The sequence below is a fragment of the Novilysobacter antarcticus genome (genome assembly GCF_019802285.1).
Lineage (GTDB): Bacteria > Pseudomonadota > Gammaproteobacteria > Xanthomonadales > Xanthomonadaceae > Novilysobacter > Novilysobacter antarcticus.
Window position 1 is genome coordinate 114,085 of record NZ_JAIEUJ010000004.1, and the last position, 19,423, is coordinate 133,507.

16 protein-coding genes are annotated in these 19,423 nt (G+C 67.6%); 4 read left to right on the forward strand and 12 right to left on the reverse strand.

The window, feature by feature from the left end; translation table 11 throughout:
• Window positions 1-50 precede the first annotated feature (50 nt).
• The 6 genes from KZ491_RS11800 to KZ491_RS11825 form a co-directional block, all read right to left on the reverse strand.
• A complete protein-coding gene (locus tag KZ491_RS11800) occupies window positions 51-2,018 on the reverse strand; it encodes a phospholipase D family protein (protein ID WP_222566052.1) in 1,968 nt (655 codons plus the stop codon).
• Window positions 2,015-2,674: a YceI family protein gene (locus KZ491_RS11805; protein WP_222566053.1), complete on the reverse strand. Its 660-nt coding sequence runs from the start codon at window positions 2,672-2,674 to the stop codon at window positions 2,015-2,017. Before KZ491_RS11805 ends, KZ491_RS11800 begins: the two co-directional genes overlap by 4 nt.
• Window positions 2,671-3,147: a SixA phosphatase family protein gene (locus tag KZ491_RS11810; protein ID WP_222566054.1), complete on the reverse strand. Its 477-nt coding sequence runs from the start codon at window positions 3,145-3,147 to the stop codon at window positions 2,671-2,673. The genes KZ491_RS11805 and KZ491_RS11810 overlap by 4 nt, the downstream gene beginning before the upstream one ends.
• Window positions 3,148-3,159: 12 nt before the next feature.
• Window positions 3,160-3,789 carry a ParA family protein gene (locus KZ491_RS11815; protein ID WP_222566055.1) on the reverse strand — a complete coding sequence of 210 codons (630 nt, stop codon included), beginning with the start codon at window positions 3,787-3,789 and terminating at the stop codon, window positions 3,160-3,162.
• A 95-nt stretch (window positions 3,790-3,884) separates the two neighbouring features.
• On the reverse strand, window positions 3,885-4,982 hold the full coding sequence (locus KZ491_RS11820; RefSeq protein WP_222566056.1) for a hypothetical protein: 1,098 nt from the start codon (window positions 4,980-4,982) through the stop codon (window positions 3,885-3,887).
• Between the two features lie 41 nt (window positions 4,983-5,023).
• Complete coding sequence (locus KZ491_RS11825; protein ID WP_246606814.1) at window positions 5,024-5,683, reverse strand: tetratricopeptide repeat protein; 660 nt, start codon at window positions 5,681-5,683, stop codon at window positions 5,024-5,026.
• A gap of 200 nt (window positions 5,684-5,883) precedes the next feature.
• Between KZ491_RS11825 and KZ491_RS11830 the strand changes: the two genes are divergently transcribed.
• From KZ491_RS11830 to KZ491_RS11840, 3 genes are all read left to right on the forward strand, one after another.
• Window positions 5,884-9,579, forward strand: coding sequence for an indolepyruvate ferredoxin oxidoreductase family protein (locus KZ491_RS11830; RefSeq protein ID WP_222566057.1), 3,696 nt, complete (start codon window positions 5,884-5,886; stop codon window positions 9,577-9,579).
• Window positions 9,580-9,728: 149 nt separating this feature from the next.
• Entirely contained in the window at window positions 9,729-11,552 is a 1,824-nt protein-coding gene (locus tag KZ491_RS11835) for a Tle-like phospholipase domain-containing protein (RefSeq protein ID WP_222566058.1), read from the forward strand.
• Window positions 11,553-11,654: 102 nt separating this feature from the next.
• Window positions 11,655-12,320, forward strand: a complete 666-nt coding sequence (locus KZ491_RS11840; protein WP_222566059.1) for an ankyrin repeat domain-containing protein — start codon at window positions 11,655-11,657, stop codon at window positions 12,318-12,320.
• A gap of 38 nt (window positions 12,321-12,358) precedes the next feature.
• Here KZ491_RS11840 and KZ491_RS11845 read toward each other — a convergent pair whose 3' ends face one another.
• The 6 genes from KZ491_RS11845 to KZ491_RS11870 all read right to left on the reverse strand — a co-directional run bounded on the left by KZ491_RS11845 (window position 12,359) and on the right by KZ491_RS11870 (window position 18,610).
• The gene (locus KZ491_RS11845; protein ID WP_222566060.1) at window positions 12,359-13,927 is read right to left on the reverse strand and encodes a BCCT family transporter; all 1,569 of its coding nucleotides are present in this window, start codon (window positions 13,925-13,927) and stop codon (window positions 12,359-12,361) included.
• Between the two features lie 31 nt (window positions 13,928-13,958).
• A complete protein-coding gene (locus tag KZ491_RS11850) occupies window positions 13,959-14,492 on the reverse strand; it encodes a hypothetical protein (protein ID WP_222566061.1) in 534 nt (177 codons plus the stop codon).
• A gap of 69 nt (window positions 14,493-14,561) precedes the next feature.
• The gene (locus KZ491_RS11855; protein ID WP_222566225.1) at window positions 14,562-15,293 is read right to left on the reverse strand and encodes a murein L,D-transpeptidase catalytic domain family protein; all 732 of its coding nucleotides are present in this window, start codon (window positions 15,291-15,293) and stop codon (window positions 14,562-14,564) included.
• Window positions 15,294-15,518: 225 nt separating this feature from the next.
• Window positions 15,519-16,709 (reverse strand): L,D-transpeptidase, encoded by a 1,191-nt coding sequence (locus KZ491_RS11860; RefSeq protein ID WP_222566062.1) that lies wholly within the window; start codon window positions 16,707-16,709, stop codon window positions 15,519-15,521.
• Window positions 16,709-17,332, reverse strand: coding sequence for a DUF938 domain-containing protein (locus KZ491_RS11865; RefSeq protein ID WP_222566063.1), 624 nt, complete (start codon window positions 17,330-17,332; stop codon window positions 16,709-16,711). Before KZ491_RS11865 ends, KZ491_RS11860 begins: the two co-directional genes overlap by 1 nt.
• A gap of 63 nt (window positions 17,333-17,395) precedes the next feature.
• Window positions 17,396-18,610: an MFS transporter gene (locus KZ491_RS11870; RefSeq protein ID WP_222566064.1), complete on the reverse strand. Its 1,215-nt coding sequence runs from the start codon at window positions 18,608-18,610 to the stop codon at window positions 17,396-17,398.
• A gap of 176 nt (window positions 18,611-18,786) precedes the next feature.
• On the opposite strand from KZ491_RS11870, the gene KZ491_RS11875 reads away from it, so the two are divergent.
• Complete coding sequence (locus tag KZ491_RS11875) at window positions 18,787-19,323, forward strand: hypothetical protein (protein WP_222566065.1); 537 nt, start codon at window positions 18,787-18,789, stop codon at window positions 19,321-19,323.
• Window positions 19,324-19,423 lie beyond the last annotated feature (100 nt).

Sequence of the window (19,423 nt, forward strand, 5' to 3'; positions counted from 1 at the left end):
TTCAGGCGTCAGCAGGGTTCGGTGCGCGGGCACACGCCCGCCGATGCGGGTCAGAGGATCGGTGCCAGCCCCGCGCCGAAGGCGGTGAACAACCGGGTCGGCAACCCCTTCAGGGCGAGATTGACCTCGGGAAAGTCCCCTACCGGGCGATAGCACTGGCGGAAGTCCGGATCGTCAGGGGGTATGGGACGCGGGCAGGAGTCACCGGGCACGAACTCGTAGCTGGTCGCGTAGCGCATCGGCCACAGATCGAACACCGGCAACCACTCGGAGATCTTGCCGATCGAGTACTCCAGTCCCGACAGCACCGGCGGCCTGTCGCGTGGCGCGATCACCCAGGAATTGGCCGGGCTGATGTCACGGCGGATGCTCGCCGCCAGCTCGCGCGCAAACGCGGCATCGTGGACGACCACCGCGCTTTCGGTGTTGTAGTTGTCCCCGCGCGGATCGAAGTTGTGGGTGCCCACCACGCCGATCCGGCGATCGATGACCAGCGACTTGGCGTGCATGCCCACCCGCACCCCGGCCCGTCGCAGAGGTACCGGCTCGTTGGACTGCCGGCGCAGGTGGCGGATGGCGCCGTATTCGGTCGCCAGCGGTTTGCGGTAGCGGGCGGAGCGCAGCACGCTGCGACGGTCCCGGGCCACACTCGGACCCGGCGGCAGGGGAGCATCGACGAACTCGGGCAGGAACGCGCCGGTGGCCTCCAGGTCGATCGGCGCATCCTCCGGAAAGGGTTTGTATTCGTAGATGTTGAAGCCGAAATCGCGCAGGTAGCGGCGCTTGTACTTGTAGGAGAGCGCGTAGGCGATGAAGGCATCGGTTGCGGCCAGCGAGTTGGTCGACACCACCACGCGCGGTGCATCCGGACGCTGGTGCAAGCGCTCGAACAACGTCTGTGCCGGGCGCGAAAGCACCAGGTAGGGCGTCTGCAGGACCACTTCCCGGTCGGCGGAAGCGATCAACTCCCCCAGAGACTGCGACGCAGCCGCAAATTCCGACGGGGTATCGGCCTCGTGCTTGCCCGGGCCGTCCGACACGTATTCGACCTTGCCCACCTGCAGTGCTTCGCTGGCCAGGCGCTCGAACACCAGCAGCGCATCGCCGGCATCCTGCCGCATCGATGCGGCACGCTCGGGGAGGCGGTACTGACCGGGCTCCAGCGGTGGCACACCGCGTTCCAGCAGCAGGCGGCCGACGTCGACCAGACGCGACGGTGGCACGGCGCGGCGGTCGTCCCAGAAGCGGCGGAAGTCCACCGCCATGATCCGTGCGACCGGGCCCGCCACCAGCAGGTCGCGGTCGCGGAAGTTGTACTGGTCGCTCCAGTCGAAATAATCGTCCTGATAATTCCTGCCGCCGGTGATCGCCACGGCATCGTCGATCAGCAGCAGCTTGGTGTGCATGCGCTGGTTGAGTTGCCGCCAACAGCACGCCGCCGCGATCGCGTATTGCGGGTAGGTGACCCGCGCCCGTCCCATCACCGGGTTGTAGAGCTTGATGTGGAAATTGCGGTGCGCACCGGCCAAGGCCGCGAGCGACTCCACGCTCTGGATAGCGGACAGCTGGTCCATCAGAACGCGTATGCGCACGCCGCGCCGCGCCGCCGCGAGGAGCTCCTCGAGCACCAGCCGGCCGGCATCGTCGTCCTCATAGATGTAGGTCTGCAGGTCGATGCTGGTGGTGGCGCTGCGGATCAGGTTGATCCGGGCGAGCAGCGCGTCGGTGCCACGGTCGAGGATCACCGTGTAATGACGCGGCTGTTGCGGCGTCGACTCCCGCAAGGCCTTGTCGGCCAGCTGGTGCAGTGGCGATGGCTGGGCGCAGGCATCGCGCGCATCGCAGCTGGAGGCGTCGGACCGGGCCGCGCCGGCAATGGCATACGCGCGGTCGGCCTGCTGCGGACTGAGCGTGGCGCAGGCGGCCAACAGCAGGACCAACGCAGCGGTGCAAAACCGCAGCATCACACCGGAAAACCCATCGCCGAGCAGCGGCCACGCGGCCAGCGCCCGACTCATGGCGCCGGATCCCGCAGCCGCACCTGCATGGTGAATCTCACCCGGTCGGACAATACCAGGCGCATGCCGGCAATGCCGTAATCACTGCGCGCGACGCTGCCACTGGCAAACGCGTCGCAGTCCTCGCCCGCGCGATCACAGCGCGCCGGCGCAACCACGAAGGTTTCCGGGCGGCTCACCCCGTGCATGCGCAGGTAGCCCTGCAGCAGTCCGCCCCGACGGGTCAGCACATCGTCGTGCGGCTCGGACACGAATTCGATATCGGGATGGTGCTCGGCGTCGAAGAACGCGTCGGAACGGGCCATCGCGGCGTAGCGCTCCGATCCGGCGACATCGATCGAGCCGGCGGCCAAGCGGATCCGCACCTGGCGGCGACCGTCGGGCAGGAACAGGACCGTACCGTCATACACCGGAAACTGGCCCTGCACGCGCTGGCCCCAACGGGTGCGCAGTTCGAATCCGAACCGCGTATGCGCGGCGTCGAAGGCATAGACGCGCACGCCCGACTGCCTGGATCGGTCGGCAAACGCGCGGAATGCCTGGTCGGCGGCGGCCTGAACAGACACCACGGGTGCAGCGTGCTGCGCTGGCGCGGCCAGGGGCAGCGTCAGCAACAGCAGCAAGCACCATTTGTCGCGGAATCGTGCTGGCGTCACGGCCACCAGAACGCGTCGAGCCGGGCTACACCCGGCTCAAGGCGGGCGCCGTCGGGGATCGAAAGCACCGCGACGCTGCCCGGTGGCATCCCGCGGTAGTCACCGGTGCGGCCGCTGTACAACAGCGCCGCCAGCAACTCCAGGCCCGGGTTGTGACCGACCAGCATCAACCGTTCGACCCCCGGACTGTTGTCGGCCAAGGCGATCAGCGCGCCCGGCTCGGCGTCGTAGATCTCCTCCTGGATGCGCTGCTCGACGTAGCCGATGACGCCCAACACCGCTTCCAGAGTCTCCCGCGTGCGCCGCGCCGGCGAGCAGAGCACGCGGTCGGGCGCCATCTTGCGCTCCTCCAGCCAGCGGCCGGCGGCTTCGGCCTCGGCCAGTCCCTGAGCGGACAATGGCCGGTCGATATCCGCCTGGCCGGCAGTGGCATGTTCGGCGTGGGCATGGCGCAGCAGGATCAGTTCACGCATGGCGGAGTCTCCTCATTTGGCCAGCCATTTCAGCAATGGCTGCCAATCGGACTGGTGATCGCGGACATTCGCGGAATGGTAGTCAAACAGACTTTTGCCGAGGCCGGCCAGCACCACGTAGGCCTGACTGTCGCGCAGTTGGGCGACGACCGGATAAGGCCACTTGTCGAGCATCGCGAGGGTTTCGCGCGAGGTGCTGGTCCAGGGCCGCAACCGGTTGGCTACCAGACCCACCTTCAGCTCGCCGCTGCGCACGCGGCGATGCCGCGCCAGCGAGTCCAGGAAGGGCACACTGGCCTCGATGTCCAGCAGCGATGGCTGGATCGGCACCACCACGGCGTCGGCGACGTCGAGGAAGCTCTCCAGCTCGTCGGCCATGGCCCCTGCCGGGGCGTCGATGATCACCCGCTCGGTGTCCGCAGGCACGCCGCGCTGCCACTTCCAGCGATTGGTGCCATCCACCGGCAGCACCGCGCTGTCCAGCGCGGCCCGACGTTGCGCCCAGCCGTGGGACGAGCGTTGCGGGTCCGCGTCGACCAGCGCCGTGCGATGACCCTGCAGCGCGGCGTTCGCGGCCAAATGGGTGGCGATCGTGGTCTTCCCTGCACCACCCTTGGATGTGGCCACCAGCACCGTTTTCATCGCGTCTCCGGGGTTTGCAGTCTGCGCTGCGCGTCAGGCTGCAGCGTACAACACCGGGAGCGCGCTTCACCGCCAAGGCGGGGCGGCTTGTGCGGTCAACGCGGCGGTGGCGGCAGCTGCCAATCCGCCGGCGGTGCCGCCGCGATACCCGCGCGGGCCAGCAACTTCGCCATCGCACCCAACTCGCCATCGCTGGCGACCCAGCGCGCGTACTCGTTGGCTCCTGGCGTGCCGCTGACATCGGCGAGCAATGGCAGTGACTGCTCCTGCCACCACGCGAGCTGGCGCATGCGCGGCGCCCACTGGTTGGTCAGCCCGGGATCCAGTCCGACCAGCAGTCGGGTCGCCATCTGTGCATACGGCAGGTTGGTGTCGTCCGCGGCGAGCCGGGAGAGCAGCGCGATGCAGTCGCTGCGCAGGCCCGGATCGCGCGCGAGTTGAGTGGAACCCGGTCCGCACAAGTGGCTGACGCCCTGCATCGGCGCCAGCGCGATGGCGGCCCATTGACCCAGTGCCTGCGTGGCCATGAAATCCGCCGGCGCGCGGGTGCCGGTTGCGGCCTGCATGCCGGCGGACACGCGCGGATCCATGGTGGGCACCGCCGCTCCCGCGCGCGCGTCGAGCAACAGGGCCAGCAATTGGCCGGCGTGGGGTTCGTAGCGGGGCGCGACAGCGGCCGAATGCAGGTACTCGCGAGCGGCGCGCAGATCACCCGACTCCAACGCAATGCCGTTCGCCCACAGGTGGCTCGCGGCGTTGTTGCCGTCCAGCTGCAGCAGGCGTGCAATCGCAGCGTCACGATCGCAGCCGAGAACATGGCAATCGGTAACCTCCACCCAGGCGACCAGCGGGTCGGTCGGCCCGAGCTGGCGGGCACGTGCGAACCAGCCGCGCGCCTGCGGTCCCAGCACGCCGGGCGCGTTATCGGATGTGCCGTCCTGGGCGGGCATGATCATCATCGCGCCCAGCAGGCTGCGGACATCGCCGCGCTGCGCCAGCGACTGCGCATGCGCCGCCATCGCGGACTCATAGTCGCGGCTCCACGCCTCCATCGCCGCCTGCGTGGCGGGATCGTCCAGCACCGCACGGTCGAGGCCGGGAGCCTGTCCCGCCGCGTGAACGGACCCCACCAACGACACGGCAACGAGCAGGACCGTGGCGAGGGTTCCTTCACGCAGTCGTCTACTCAGCATTCCGTTGCTCCCGTTCGAGTGGTAGAGTGGTCAGGCGCGGATCAGCGCCATTGTGGCGGATCAGCCTGCCACGCTTGTTGGACCTTCACGAGTGTCTCGCGCTCGGCGGGCAACCAATCGGGCAACAGCTCTTCGTACCGATCGGGGTAGCTCCAGCGGTCCGGGTGCGTACGCACGGCAGCCGCATACCACTCCACCGCCTCGTCCTTGCGGTCGAGTTGCCACAACGCCAGGGCAAACGTGGTCGGCATCCAGTCGGCGGTGACGTTGCGCGCCTTGACCAGCGTGTCCCAGCGCTCCAGCGCGGCTTCCGGGTCGCCGTTGCGGAGCAGGTCCCAGCCGTAGTTCCACAGCACCGGGCGATACAGGACTTCGGTCGTGCTCAGATCACGCAGCACGCGCTCGTAAAGCTCCACGCCCAGCTCGGGCCGCCCGCCGCTCATGGCGACATGGGCAAGCTGGGCGGTCTCGGCTTGGGCACGCGGCTTACGCGCGATCACCTTGAGCAGCGCTTCGGCCACCGCCTCGCCTTCGCCCCGGATGGCGATCACCGGACGCGTCGTGCGCGCCTCCTCGGCGAAATAGAACTCCGACGCCGGCACCAGCCGGCTTTGCGCCGCTGCCCCACCGGTGACCAGCAGACAGGCTGCCAGCGCGGCACCCAAAACCCGGCCACTGAGCGGCCGCTTCAAATTCAACATGCACATTCCCCCCTGGATTGCGCCCTCATGGTAGCGCGCGCGGCCCGCTGGACAAAGCCGTTGGCTGTTAGACTCCCGCGGCTGCGCCCACGTCGCGCACCGGTCATTCACCCTCAGACCCGGCGGGTGCAGCAGCGTTTCCCGAGCCGACTTCAGATCCCCGCAGCCACCTCGCGGCCGCCGCCGCGTCGGAGCCCCGCATGACCAGTACCGCCCAGCTCTCCTCGCCCGCCTCGGCCGACACCGTCGGCCTCGCCGACCCCGATTACGGCCTGGACCACAAGTACAGCCGCGAATCCGGTCGGATCTATCTGTCCGGCGTGCAGGCACTGGTGCGGTTGCCGCTGATGCAGCGCCTGCGCGATCAGGCCGCCGGACTGAACACCGCCGGCTTCATCTCCGGCTACCGCGGCTCGCCGTTGGGCGGATTCGATCTGGAGCTGTGGCGGGCCAAGCAGCACCTGACCAAGGCCGGGGTGAAGTTCATTCCCGGACTCAACGAGGACCTCGGCGCGACCATGGTCTGGGGCACCCAGCAGACCAACCTGTTTGAAGGCGCGAAGGTCGATGGTGTGTTCGGCATGTGGTACGCCAAGGGCCCCGGCGTGGACCGCAGCGGCGACGTGCTCAAACACGCCAATGCCGCCGGTACCAGTCCGCTGGGCGGTGTGCTGGCGCTGGCCGCCGACGACCACGCCTGCCGCAGCTCGACGCTTCCCCACGGGTCGGAGGGCGAGTTCACCAGCGCGATGATGCCGATCCTGAATCCGGCCGGGGTGCAGGACATCCTCGACATGGGCGCGATTGGCTGGGCGATGTCGCGCTACACCGGGCGCTGGGTCGGCTTCAAGACGATCGCCGAGACGGTGGAGTCCTCCGCTTCGGTCGACGTCAATCCGCTGGCGCTGCAGATCGTCACTCCGGACGACTTCGAGATGCCGGTCGGCGGCCTCAACATCCGCTGGCCGGATCCGCCGCTGGACCAGGAAATGCGCCTGCACCGGTATGCCGTGAAGGCCGCGCAGGCCTTCGCGCGGGCCAACGCGATCGACCGCATCGTGATCGACTCGCCGAACCCGCGCCTGGGCATCATCACCACCGGCAAGTCCTACCTGGACGTGTTGACCGCGCTGGAATACCTCGGCCTGGACGAGCGCGCCTGCGAGGACCTGGGCATCCGCGTGTACAAGGTCGGCATGACCTGGCCGCTGGAGCCGGTCGGCCTGAAGCGTTTCGCCGAGGGTCTGGCCGACATCGTGGTGGTGGAGGAGAAGCACGCCTTCATCGAGAGCCAGATGAAGGAGGCGATGTACAACTGGGGCGGCGGCGCGCGTCCCTCGATCGTCGGCAAGTACGACGAGCAGGGCAACTGGATCCTGCCCAGCACCGGCGAGCTGACCCCGGCCACGATCGCCGGGGTGATCGGGCGGCGGATCCAGAAGTTCCACGACAACGAGCGCATGCGCGAGGTGATGCGCTGGATGGCCGAGAAGGAAGCCGAGTTGGCGCTGCCGCGGGCGCAGTTCCCGCGCGTGCCGCATTACTGCTCCGGCTGCCCGCACAACATCTCGACCGCCGTGCCGGAAGGCTCGCGCGCGCTGGGCGGGATCGGTTGCCATTACATGGTGACCTGGATGAACCGCAGCACCGACACCTACACCCACATGGGCGGCGAGGGCGTCACCTGGGCCGGGCAGGCCGCGTTCACCGACACCGAGCACGTGTTCCAGAACCTCGGCGACGGCACCTACTTCCACTCCGGCACGCTGGCGATCCGACAGGCGGTCGCGGCCGGGGTCAACATCACCTACAAGATCCTCTACAACGATGCGGTCGCAATGACCGGCGGCCAGCCGGTGGACGGCCAGTTGAGCGTGCCGCAGATCGCCCATCAGGTCCGCAGCGAAGGCGTGCACGCGATCGTGGTGGTGTCCGATGAGATCGGCAAATGGCGCCGCCGCGACCTGTTCCCGAGCGACGTCGAGTTCTTCGACCGCGCCGAACTGGACGCGGTGCAGAAGCGCCTGCGCGAGGTCAAGGGCACCTCGGTGCTGATCTACGACCAGACCTGCGCGACCGAGCTGCGACGTCGCCGCAAGCGCGGCAAGGTGGTCGATCCGGCCAAACGCGTCATGGTCAACTCGCTGGTCTGCGAGGGCTGCGGCGACTGCGGCAAGAAGTCGTTCTGCGTGTCGGTGCTGCCGAAGGAAACCGAGTTCGGCCGCAAGCGCGAGATCGACCAGTCCAACTGCAACAAGGACTACAGCTGCGTCAGCGGCTTCTGCCCCAGCTTTGTCACCATCGAAGGCGGCGGGTTGCGCAAAAAGTCCGCCAGCAACGCACGCGACCGGCTGGCCAATCTGCCGATGCCGGTACTGCCGACGCTGGAGCGGCCATGGAACATCCTGATCACCGGCGTTGGCGGTACCGGCGTGGTGACCATCGGCGCGTTGCTGGGCATGGCCGGGCATCTGGAGGGCAAGGGCTCCAGCGTGCTCGACCAGACCGGACTGGCGCAGAAGGGCGGCGCGGTCACCACCCACATCCGCATCGCCAACAGCCCGGCCGAGATCCACGCGGTGCGCATCGCCGCCGGTGAGGCCGATCTGGTGCTGGGCTGCGACATGGTGGTTGTCAACGACTACTGGGCGCTGTCGAAGATCCGCGGCGGCCGCAGCCAGGTGGTGCTCAACAGCTACGAGGCGATGCCGGGCAGCTTCACCACCCGTCCGGACATCCAGTTCCCGGCGGCCGACATCATCAGCGCGGTGCAGACGGCGCTTGGCGGCGAGAAGCCGTTCGTGGTCGACGCGACCCAGATCGCCACCGCCCTGCTCGGCAACGCGATCGGCAGCAACCTGTTCCTGCTCGGCTATGCCTGGCAGCGCGGCCTGGTGCCGATCTCGCTAGACGCGATCATGCGCGCGGTCGAGCTCAACGGCGCGGCGATCGAAATGAACAAGACCGCATTCGCCTGGGGCCGGCTGGCGGTGATCGATCCCAACGCGGTGGCCGATGCGGCCGGACTGGTGCGCAACCAGCCGACCGCGGCGGAAGCCACCCCACGCGACCTGCCGATGCTGGGTGCCGGCGACTGGGAAGGCAGCGAATTCGCCAGCCCGTCGGCGCCACTGGGCGGGCGCAACGAGGACGAACTGCGCCACGTGCCGCAGAACCATCCCGGCGACCGCGTCGCGTTCCTGCCGATGGACGACTCACGCCTGTCGCGCTCGCTGGACGAACTGATTGGCCGCCGGGTGCAGTTCCTGACCGAGTACCAGGACGCCGCCTATGCGCGCCATTACGCCAGTCTGGTCAACCGTGTGCGCGACGCCGAGGCCGGCAAGGCCGGCGGCAGCACCGACTTGACCGAGGCGGTCGCCCGCTACGCGTTCAAGCTGATGGCCTACAAGGACGAGTACGAGGTCGCACGCCTGTACACCAGCGGCGAATTCCTGCGCCAGGTGGAGCAGCAGTTCGACGGCGACTACAAGATCAGGTTCCACCTCGCACCGCCGCTGTTTGCCAAGCGCGACGACAACGGCCAGCTGATCAAGCGCGAGTTCGGGCCGTGGATGTTCACCGCGTTCAAGTGGCTGGCCAAGCTGCGCACCCTCCGCGGTGGCAGGCTGGACGTGTTTGGCTACACCGCCGAGCGCCGCGCCGAGCGCCAGCTGATCGTCGACTACTTCAAGACCATCGACGCCCTGCTGCCGACGCTGGACCGCGGCAACGTCGCCCTAGCCGTCGAAATCGCCACCATTCCCGAGCACATCCGCGGCTACGGCCACGTCAAGGAGGCGCATCTGGAAAAGGCCAAGGCGCGCGAGGCGGAGCTGTTGAAGGAGTGGTCCGGCGAGGCGCCGTCGCGGTTGGAGCTGCGTCTGATCGCCTGACTGCTGCCAAGGACCTGCCAGCCGAGCGCTGGAGCACCGAGTATCTGCAAAAGATCCACGGTGCTCCAGCGCACTAGGGTCCGCCCCAGCTACCGCGGCGCCTTGCATCCGCCCTATGGTCGGTACAGGCGCCGAAAAGGAGGCGGGACATGTTGATCGGTCAGGGTGGACTCAGCGGACTCACCAACCGCTTGCAGATGTTGGCACCGTTGCAGAACCTGCAGCGACCCGTGCCGTTTTCGCCGTTGCCACTGGGCACGAGCGGTCTGCGCGAACCGAGCTACCACCCGCAGCTGGCTTCGCTGTCCCCGGCGCGACTGGCGCCACAGGCCCCGCCGTCTCCCCCCAGCCCCTATGCCCTGCCTGCCGGCAGCACGCTGAAGGATGCCGTCAGCGGTACCAAGGCGCAGCCGTTCGATGTGACGATGTCGCAGCTGGCCACCTCGGTCTACGGAACGCGAGGCGCACCGCCCGAGGGCTGGAGCGCGGTCAGCGACTCGATGCTGGAATCACGCGGGATCGAGAACCCGGCCACCTGGCGCCAGGAATTCCTTGGCGGCGTCGAGCAGACCACCGCCAACCAGTTCAAGGCCGAGGTCTACACCGACGGGGAGGGAAACTTTGTCCTGGCCTATCGCGGCACGGCGGAAGGCGCGGCGGACTGGGGCGACAACTTCCAGCAGGGCCTGGGTTTCGAGACCGGTTCGGTCGACAAGTTCACCGGCCTGGCAGCCGACAGCGCCATCGAGTTCGCCCGGGTCTTCGGCGATGGAGAACCCGGCGCCGCAACCAACCTGGCCATCACCGGTCACTCCCAGGGCGGTGGTCTGGCCTCCGTCGCATCGCTGGCCACTGGCATTCCGGCGGTCACCTTCGACGCCTCGGGCATCCACCCCAACACCTTGGACCGGTTGGGACTGGCCAGTCCCCAGCAGGCGCGCGACATCGCTGAAGGCGGCCAGATCCGCGCCTACTCGATGAAAACCGATCTGCTAACACGGGTGCAGGAGTCCGGCCCGCTTTCGCTGGCAGCGCCCGACGCGCTGGGCACCAAGATCGTGGTCGAGCCCAAGGGCATCGACCAGCACACGTTGACCGGACGCGCCGCAAAACACGAGTTCGACCTGCCGCTGCTCGGCCAGGCTGGCGCCAACGCGTTGGTGGAAGCGATGCGCAACAGCGGCATCCCGGTCATCAGCAGTGCCGGGCAACTGGCCTACAACGCGCTCAGCCACAGCCCCAACCTGCTCACCGACACCATGATTGCGCGTGAGCCCTGGCAAGCCGGTTACCAGAACCCGTCGGACTTCGGCAAATCCCTCCACGACATGGTGCCGGAAGGCCTGCGTGATGATTTCGCGCGCAACACCCATGAGGTGGCCGATGAGGTCGTCGGTGTATTCAAGACCGACATGGCGGATGGCAATTACCTGCAGGGTTCGGTGAAGATCGGCGGGCATGTGGTGGACGGCGTGCTCAACTCGGTTGGCGATACGATCCACCACACCGCGGAAGGCGTTGCGGCGCGCGTTGAAGAGCGGGTCGCCGGGCCGGCGGGCGATCTGTTGGCCGGTGCGATTTCGATCGGCGGCAAGGCTGCCCAGTTCACCGCCGACAAGCTCGGCGACGGGATTGAGCAGATCGCCGGCGTCCAGGGCGCGATGGTGCAGAACACCGTCGACGGCATTGTCTGGGCGGGTGGCAAGGCGATCGAAGGCATCCAGTGGACGGGCGAGAAAGCGATCCAGGGAAGCACCTGGGTGGCTGGGAAGGCCGTCGAGGGCGCCAAGTGGACCGGCGAAAAAGTCGTCGAGGGCGGTATCTGGGTCGCTGGCAAAACGGTCGAGGGCGCGAAGTGGGCCGGTAACAAAGTGGTTGAAGGCGCCACCGCGATCAAGGATGGTGTGACCAACACCGGCCGCGCGATCGGCGAGGCCGTCTCCAACTCGCGGGTCATGCCCTGGAACTGGTAAATGCGTGCAGGATCGCGGATAGACTCGCTTGTCCCGGGCCGCCTCAGCGGCGCCCTTTTCGCCGCGTTCCTCTTCTCCGCTACCGGGTGTGATCCACAGTCCATGAGCAATGAAGCCTTCGCCAATTCCAGCCTCGAGCCGCTGGCCCAAGCGGTTGCCAGCGGTGACAGCGTCGAGATAAAGCGCCAACTTGCCAGCGTCGACCCCAACACCCCCGGCGCAGAGGGTGCAACCTTGCTGGTAGCGGCCATTGGCGCTGAGAACCTGACCGCGACCCAGGCACTGCTGGATGGCGGAGCGGATCCCAACCAGCCGGGCGGCGGCGGTGAAACACCGGTGCATGCGGCGGCATTCGTCGCCAATCCGGCGTTCCTGAAAGCGGTGCTGGCCCATGGCGGCGACCCGGATGCACGCAATCCGGCGACCGCATCGACCCCGCTCTCACGTGCCCTGCGCGGCCTGCAGCTGGACAACGTCCGCATCCTGCTGGATGCCGGCGCCGACCCGCAACTGGGCGACAACAACGGCGACAGGCCGTTGCACGTTGCCGCGCGAACCAACGCAGGCGAGGCAATACTGATGTTGCTGGAAGCAGGGGCGGACCCGATGGCCACCAATTCGGGCGGCGCCAGCTTCCAGGCGTATTACTTCTCCTACCCGCCGCGTAATGCGCTCAACGAGCGTGCCTTGGCGGAGCGCCGAGAGGTGGTGGCCTGGCTGAAGGCGCACCAGGTGCCGCTGGAAGCGAACGTCGACGCGGACTACTGACCCGCGCCACCTGTCACGTCCCCGCCGTATTGCCGACGTTACAACCCACCCGCTCCCGGCCGGACCTTCTCCGCGCGTTCGCGCTCCCTTTGCAGCCAGCGGACTTCCGCGTTGCGCACCTCCCGATCGTGACGCTCGCGCAGCCGCTTCTCCTCGCCCAGGGTGCGGTTCAAGGAGACCATGATCGCCACCAGCAGCACTGCAAAGGGCAGCGCGGCCACGATGATCACCGCCTGCAGGGCCTCCAGCCCCCCGGCAGCCAGCAGGGCCACGGCGATAACCGACTGGAGCACGCCCCAGACCATCTTCTTTGCCAGCGGCGGATCGCCGCCGCACTCGCTGGACATGCTGGCCAGCACCAGCGTGGCCGAGTCGGCGGAGGTGACGAAGAAACTCAGCAACAACACGATCGCCACCCATGAGATGACGGTCGACAGTGGCAGCAGGTCGGCCATCGCAAACAGCACGTGTTCGATGCCCAGGCTGAGCGCGGCCAGCTGGTCCGCGCCCTGGAACATCTGCTGGTAGAGCACGGTCGCGCCGAACGCGGCGAACCACAGGAAGCTCACCATTGCCGGCCCGCAGACCACCCCGAACACGAACTCGCGCACCGTTCGCCCGTAGGAGATCTTGGCGAAAAACGCCCCAACGAAGGGCGCCCACGCGATCCACCACGCCCAGTAGAAGATCGTCCAGTCACCCACCCACGCGCGCTGCGAGAACGGCGTCATGTGCAGGCTCATCGCCGGCAGCTGGTTGAGGTAGGCGCCCAGGGTGGTGGTCAGCGATTCAAAAATGAAGGCGGTCGGGCCGAGCACTATCACCAGCGCCAGCAGCAGCGCCGCCACCGCCATGTTGAAGTTGGACAGCCACTTGATGCCCCGGGACAGACCGGTCGCGCTGGATGCCATGTACAGCACGAACGCCACGGCGATGATCACCGCCTGGGTGGCAAAACCGGCCGGAACCGTGGTCACGTGGCTGAGGCCGGCACTGATCTGCATTGCGCCAAACCCCAGCGTGGTCGCCACCCCTATCGCAGTGGCCACGACAGCCAACACGTCCACCGCCTTGCCCGGTGCACCGTGCGAGTGCCGCTCACCGATCAAGGGCGACAGCAGGTCGCTGATCAGGCCGCGTGAGTTGCGGTTGAACTGGAACCAGGCCATCGCCAAGCCCATCAGGGCGTAGATCGCCCAGGGATGCAGGCCCCAATGGAAGAAGACATAGCGCAGCGACGCGCGCGCCGCCTCCAGGCTTTGCGGCTCAATGCCTTCCGGTGGGCGCTGGAAATGCGACAGGGGTTCGGCGGCACCGAAGAACACCAGACCGATGCCCATTCCGGCCGAAAACAGCATGGCGAACCACGAGCTCCGGCTGAATTCGGGCTCCGCATCGTCCCCGCCGATGCGCAACGCGCCCATGGGGCTTACGGCCAGATACAGCAGGAACACCAGTGCCACGAACACGATCACCAGGTACATCCAGCCTGCGCCAGACAGGGTGAGCGCCTGGGCGCGGGCGCTGATCTCACCGAATGGCCCCGGCGCGAACACGCCCGCCATCGCCAGGACGGCCAGCAGCAACACCGAAATACGAAAGACCATCAGCTCGACTCCCGCAGGCGTCGGGACTGTCTCACAAGCTGCCGGCCACGTCGCTGGACTCGCTGCGCAGTGCTTCCGACAGCTGCCCACGCTGGTCGTGGTCAACCGGGTTGGCGACAATCACGAAGCGGCCATTGTCCAGCGCTTCGCGCACCTTCATCACCACATGGTCCTGATCCGGCCGCAGCGTGATCAGGCCCCCTGCAAACAACCCGAACACCGCACCGAAAAACACCAGCACTCCGGCAACCGCCAGCGGCGAGGACGTAACCGCAGTGATGTGCATGCCGCGGAGAATGGCGAATATCACCAGTCCGGCGACGATGCCCAGGATTGCAAAAGTGATGTGCGCCTTGATGGCAGTCTGGCGGACGCCACGGCTATCGGGCTCGATCTTTCGGCCCGGATGCGGATCCTCAGGCGAGATCACCTGCAGTTGCGCGGCGTTGAGGTTGAACTGCTCGCGCAGTCGCGCGGCCACATCCTCCGCCCGCTCGCGGGAGTCAAATACCGCCGCCAGTTTGCTCAGCGACTTCTCACCAAATACCGGGCCGTCGGTTTTCATCGCGCCACTCCATGAACGTCAATGCGTCCATCGTGGCCGTCGCCCGGTCGAAGGGCGGTGAACCCCAGCTCAGAGCGTCGTCGCGGCGGCTCCGCCACTATTACCCGCACTGGCGACGGCATCGTGGGACGCGGCACCGTTGCGGGCGTCCGCCAGTATCTGGCCGGCTGTGCGGCCGCCGCAACCGAAGAAGCGCGAACCCTTCAACCACGGATCATCGGGGTAATAGGCGAACACCAGCTGGTCGTTCTTGATGGTGTCGATGACTTCGCGGGCGACCTGCGGCCGCAGCGCGGGACACCCGTAACTGCGTCCCAACCGGCCCTGCCGCTGCGCCTGCTCGGGATTCACGTAGGGCGCGCCATGGATGACGATCAGGCGGTCACGCGCATTGTCGTTCACGCCCGGCTCCAAGCCGTCCATGCGCAGGGAGTAGCCGTTGCCGCCGACGTAGGTTTCCGCGGTGCGGAACAGGCCCAGGCTGGTCTGGTGGCTGCCGTCCACGTTGCTGAAGCGGTTGGACATGTTTTCGCCACTGCCCTGGCCGTGGGCCACGTGCTCGGCATAGAGCAGGCCAGGCTGATCGACGTCGAACACCCACATGCGCTTGCGGGTGGAGGGCAACGAGTAGTCGATCACCGCCAGGCGGGTGCCGACGGCGGTCCCGCTGTTCAACGCGCATGAGCGCGCCTCCAAAGCCAGCGCCAATACACCCGGATCGATCTCCGGAGCAGCCGCGCGCAGGGCATCCAGCAGGCCCGATACGATCGGCCGCTCATCCGCGACGTCCGGTTCGGCCATCAGCTCGGCAAGCCGCGGCTCAGCCGACGGGTGCCGGTGGGAAGGCGGCGCGTGGGCGGCAACCGCAGGGCTGGCGACCACAGGCAGCGAGCCGGCCGAGCACACGGCGATCGCTGCGGCGCAGGCCAGCAGGAAGGAGGCAGGTAGGCGTGGCATGGATGGCAGGATACGGGCCGGCAGCCGATCGCGCCTGAATAGCGGGTGATGATCCCGGTCAGGAACGGCTTACTTTCCGGTGGGCGGTGGCGCAGCCGGGTCCTCGTCGGCGCGCAGCACGGTGAGGTCGGCCGGGGTGGTGCCGCGTATGGACTCGCTAGTGACCACCACGGTGGATCCGGGTTGCAGCACCTCATACACAGCACTGGCAAACGCCGGCGGAAGGTCCACCCCGCCATTGCCCAATGCGGCCTCCACGGTCGGTGCATCGGGCGATTTGCCGTCGCCGATGCTGGCCACTTCCAGCCAGCGCAGCGCCGAGCGGTCCGGAACCACCGTACTGGGCTCGGGCTTCTCGCCCTCCAGCAGCACGTACACGTGGGTCCCGGGGACCCGCGCATCCCGGGTCACGACGCTCGCACGACCGATTTCCACGCCGTTGCGCATCACCACCACCTGCTGGTCGGCGAGGCTGAGCACGAGGGTCAGCGCACCCTGGGGCGAGCGGTCGGGGTTCCAGCTGTACTCGCCCGGCCCGATCTCACCGAACTCGACGCGATGACCGCGGGCATCCGCGCCGCTGACGGGATCCACCGGCGCGAACCAGCCCGGGTTGGACACCGCCGGCGAATGCGAGGACTCGTTGGCCACCACCACGGTCATGCCGTTGGCGGTGACCTCATACAGCTTCTGGGAAAACTCGAAAGGCATGCGCACGCAACCATGCGACGCGGGGTAGCCGGGCAGACTGCCGGCGTGCAGGGCGATACCGTCCCACGTCAGCCGCTGCATGTAGGGCATGGGCGCGTTGTTGTAGAGGTTGGAATAGTGCTCCTTGCGCTTTTGCAGGATCGAGAACACGCCCGTCGGGGTCTCGTGACCGGCCTTGCCAGTGCTCACCGTGGAGACGCCGATGCGCACGCCGTTGCGATACACGTGGAGCAACTGCTCGGGAAGACTGATGACCAGGACGACCGGGCCGGAGGGCGCCATTTCCGGCATCCACAGGTACTCGCCGGCCGCCAGGCGCACCGTCGAGGTAGGCAACGGTGCAGCGACTTCCTCGGCCGGCGTGGTCGCCTCCTGCGCCATCGCACCACCAGCAATCGCAACACCCAGCACAAGCGCCGCGACACGCAGCACGATCGGATTCCAGAGTGCCGGCGTTGTGCGCGGGTCGGGATGGAAGCCGGATGTCGCGCGTCGAGGGCTAAGGGAGTTCAACGATGCTGCCTGCAGATGGTAGGGAATCAGGGCCATTATCCGCGCTCCCAGGTGATGCAGCGGTTGTTGGCGGGCGTCGCCGCGTCATCAACGAGGCGCAACCCGATCGCGTTGGCCAGTGCATCGACCGCCTCGAAATCGCGGATACCCGATGCCGGGTCACGCGCCTTCAGCCATCCATCAAACTCGCGGTTGCTGTCGCTGGTGTAATCGCCGGCATAGTTGAAGGGCCCATACACGACCAACGTGGCTGCCGGCGCCAGCGCCCGGTCCAGTCCGCGGAAGAAGGCCTGCACCTGCGGCCACCCCATGATGTGCAGGGTGTTGGCACTGAACGCCGCATCGAATTGGCCCGCCTCACCGCCCAGCTGCCAGTGCACATCGTCGACGTCGAGCTCCCGGGGGTCCGGCGTATTGGCCAGCGCGGCCTCGTCCAGCCATTGGCGGATGCCCGGCAGGTACTCGCGGCGGTCAGTGCATTGCCAGACCAGGCCGGGCATCGCGGCGGCGAAGTGGACAGCGTGCTGGCCGGTACCACTGCCGATCTCCAGCACGCGCTGCCGGTTGGCGAAAGCGCTGCGCAGCACCCCGAGGATGGGGCCGCGATTGCGCTCGCAGGCAGCTGAAAATGGCTTCTCGTGCACTGACTTATCGGACATGGCTGCGGACTGACACCGGTGAGGGACCGCGCCATGATGGACGATCCCGCCCGGCGGCACGCGTCAGCGCGTCGCCCGATCCGCCAGCAGGACGCCACCGGTCCGGCCGTCGTCCCGGCGCGCCCAGAGATAGATCAACAGGCCCGCCACGGCGGTCGCTGCACCGACGTAACCGGTCGAGGTCCAACCAAGTCCGGCGGTGATCGCCAGTCCTCCCACCCACGGCCCCAACGCATTGGCCGCGTTGAAGGCGGCATGGTTGGACGCAGCGGCCAGGGTCTGGGCCTCCCCGGCAACGTCCATCAACCGCGTCTGCAGGGCCGGGCCAAGCGCGCCCATGGTTCCGATGGCCAAAACCGCGGGCAGGATGGTCCACAGCGAGTGGGCGGCAAGCGGGAACACCAGCAGCACCAGCGCAGACCAGATCAGGATCACCGCCGTGGCGCGGAACTGCATGCGATCGACCAGCCAGCCTCCGGCCAGGTTGCCGATCACCGAACCGACACCAAATACCGCCAGCGCGACGGGTATCCAGCCGTCGGCGACGCCGGTAACGTGGGTCAATGTGGCGGTGAGGTAGCTGAAGACGCAGAACATCCCCGCAAAACCAATTGCCCCGATCAGCAGGGTCAGCCAGACCTGCGAGGTGTTGAAGGCGCGCAGCTCGCGCAGTGGCGACTGATCGGGATCGGCGGGCACGGTGCGCAGGTGGCGCGCGATCATCGCCACGGTGACCACCGCGACCACGGCCACCACGGCGAAGGTATAGCGCCAGCTGACCGCCTGGCCCATCCAGGTGGCCAACGGATTGCCGACCAGGATCGCGATCGACAGGCCCAGCATCACCTGACTCACCGCGACGCCGCGCCGTGCGGGGCCAGCGATGTCGGCCGCCACCAGCATGGCGACGCCGAAATAAGCGCCATGCGGCAGACCGGCGATGAATCGGAACGCCAGCATCGTGAGGTAGTTGGGGGCGAGCGCGGTCGCCAGGTTGCCCAGCGCGTAGAACGACATCAACGCCAGCAACAGGGTTCGCCGCGGCAGGCGCGCTCCGAGGATCGCCAGCAGCGGCGCACCCACCACCACGCCGAGCGCGTAGGCGCTGATCATGTGGCCGACCTGGGGTTCGGTGACGCCAAACGCCTGCACCAGGTTGGGCATCAGCCCCATCATCGCGAACTCGCTGGTACCGATGGCGAAGCCGCCCAGCGCCAGCGCGAACACGATCACGGCATAGCGGCTGTGGCCGTCGCTGCGATCTGGTGCTTGCGGCATTGCAGGAGCCACGCGGTGCATCCGTCGGACATCGAGCGTGCATTGTGGACCGCAGCAGCGCGGGGAGGCTTGACCGCACCCAAACGCCCTGCGCCGTCGCACCGGCCGCAGGAAGCGCGTGCGCGCAAGGCAGACCACTCCGGCGAGCCGCGCGCGGGCTGGTGCATGATCGGCCTATGGACCTGGCTTGCCCTCCGCACACCCTGCTGCTGCCCATCGATCCGGGGTTCTGGGCGCCGCCGGCAAAAGCGGTATGCGTCGACGGCGTCGCCTTTGCACCCAAACCGGAATTGCACGTGACCCTGATCGGCTCACGGCTGGGACAGCAGCTTCGCTCCACGCTGGGGCCGGACTTTCTCGCTGAGCGGATTGCATCTGCGGTGGATCAGGACTGGCGCATCCAGCGAACCGGGCGGTATGTCCAGCTCGCACACCCTGCTTCTGCCGCGCACGGAGGGGACACAGACACCGCGCCCCGCCAGTCCATCATCGAGCTGATCGAGCTGGCCGCGATGCAGCGGTTCCACCGCGCACTGGGCCGCCTGCTTGGCCGTCAGCTGCCCGTGCCGCCGCCCCACGTGACGCTTTACACCGCCCAGGACCCGCGCGGAATCGGCCTCGCCAGTGCCTCGCAATTGCGCGATCGCCGGGTGCGCGAATTGTCTGCCGACGCCCTGCGCGACGTGGATCAGCACGCGAGCGGACCCGCATGAAAGCAGGTGGCATACGGATCTTCTGCGCAGAGTATGGGTGCAATGCGGCAAAAGCCTCGCGTCCAGTCGAGGGTTTTCCCTACCGTTTCAACGGAATATC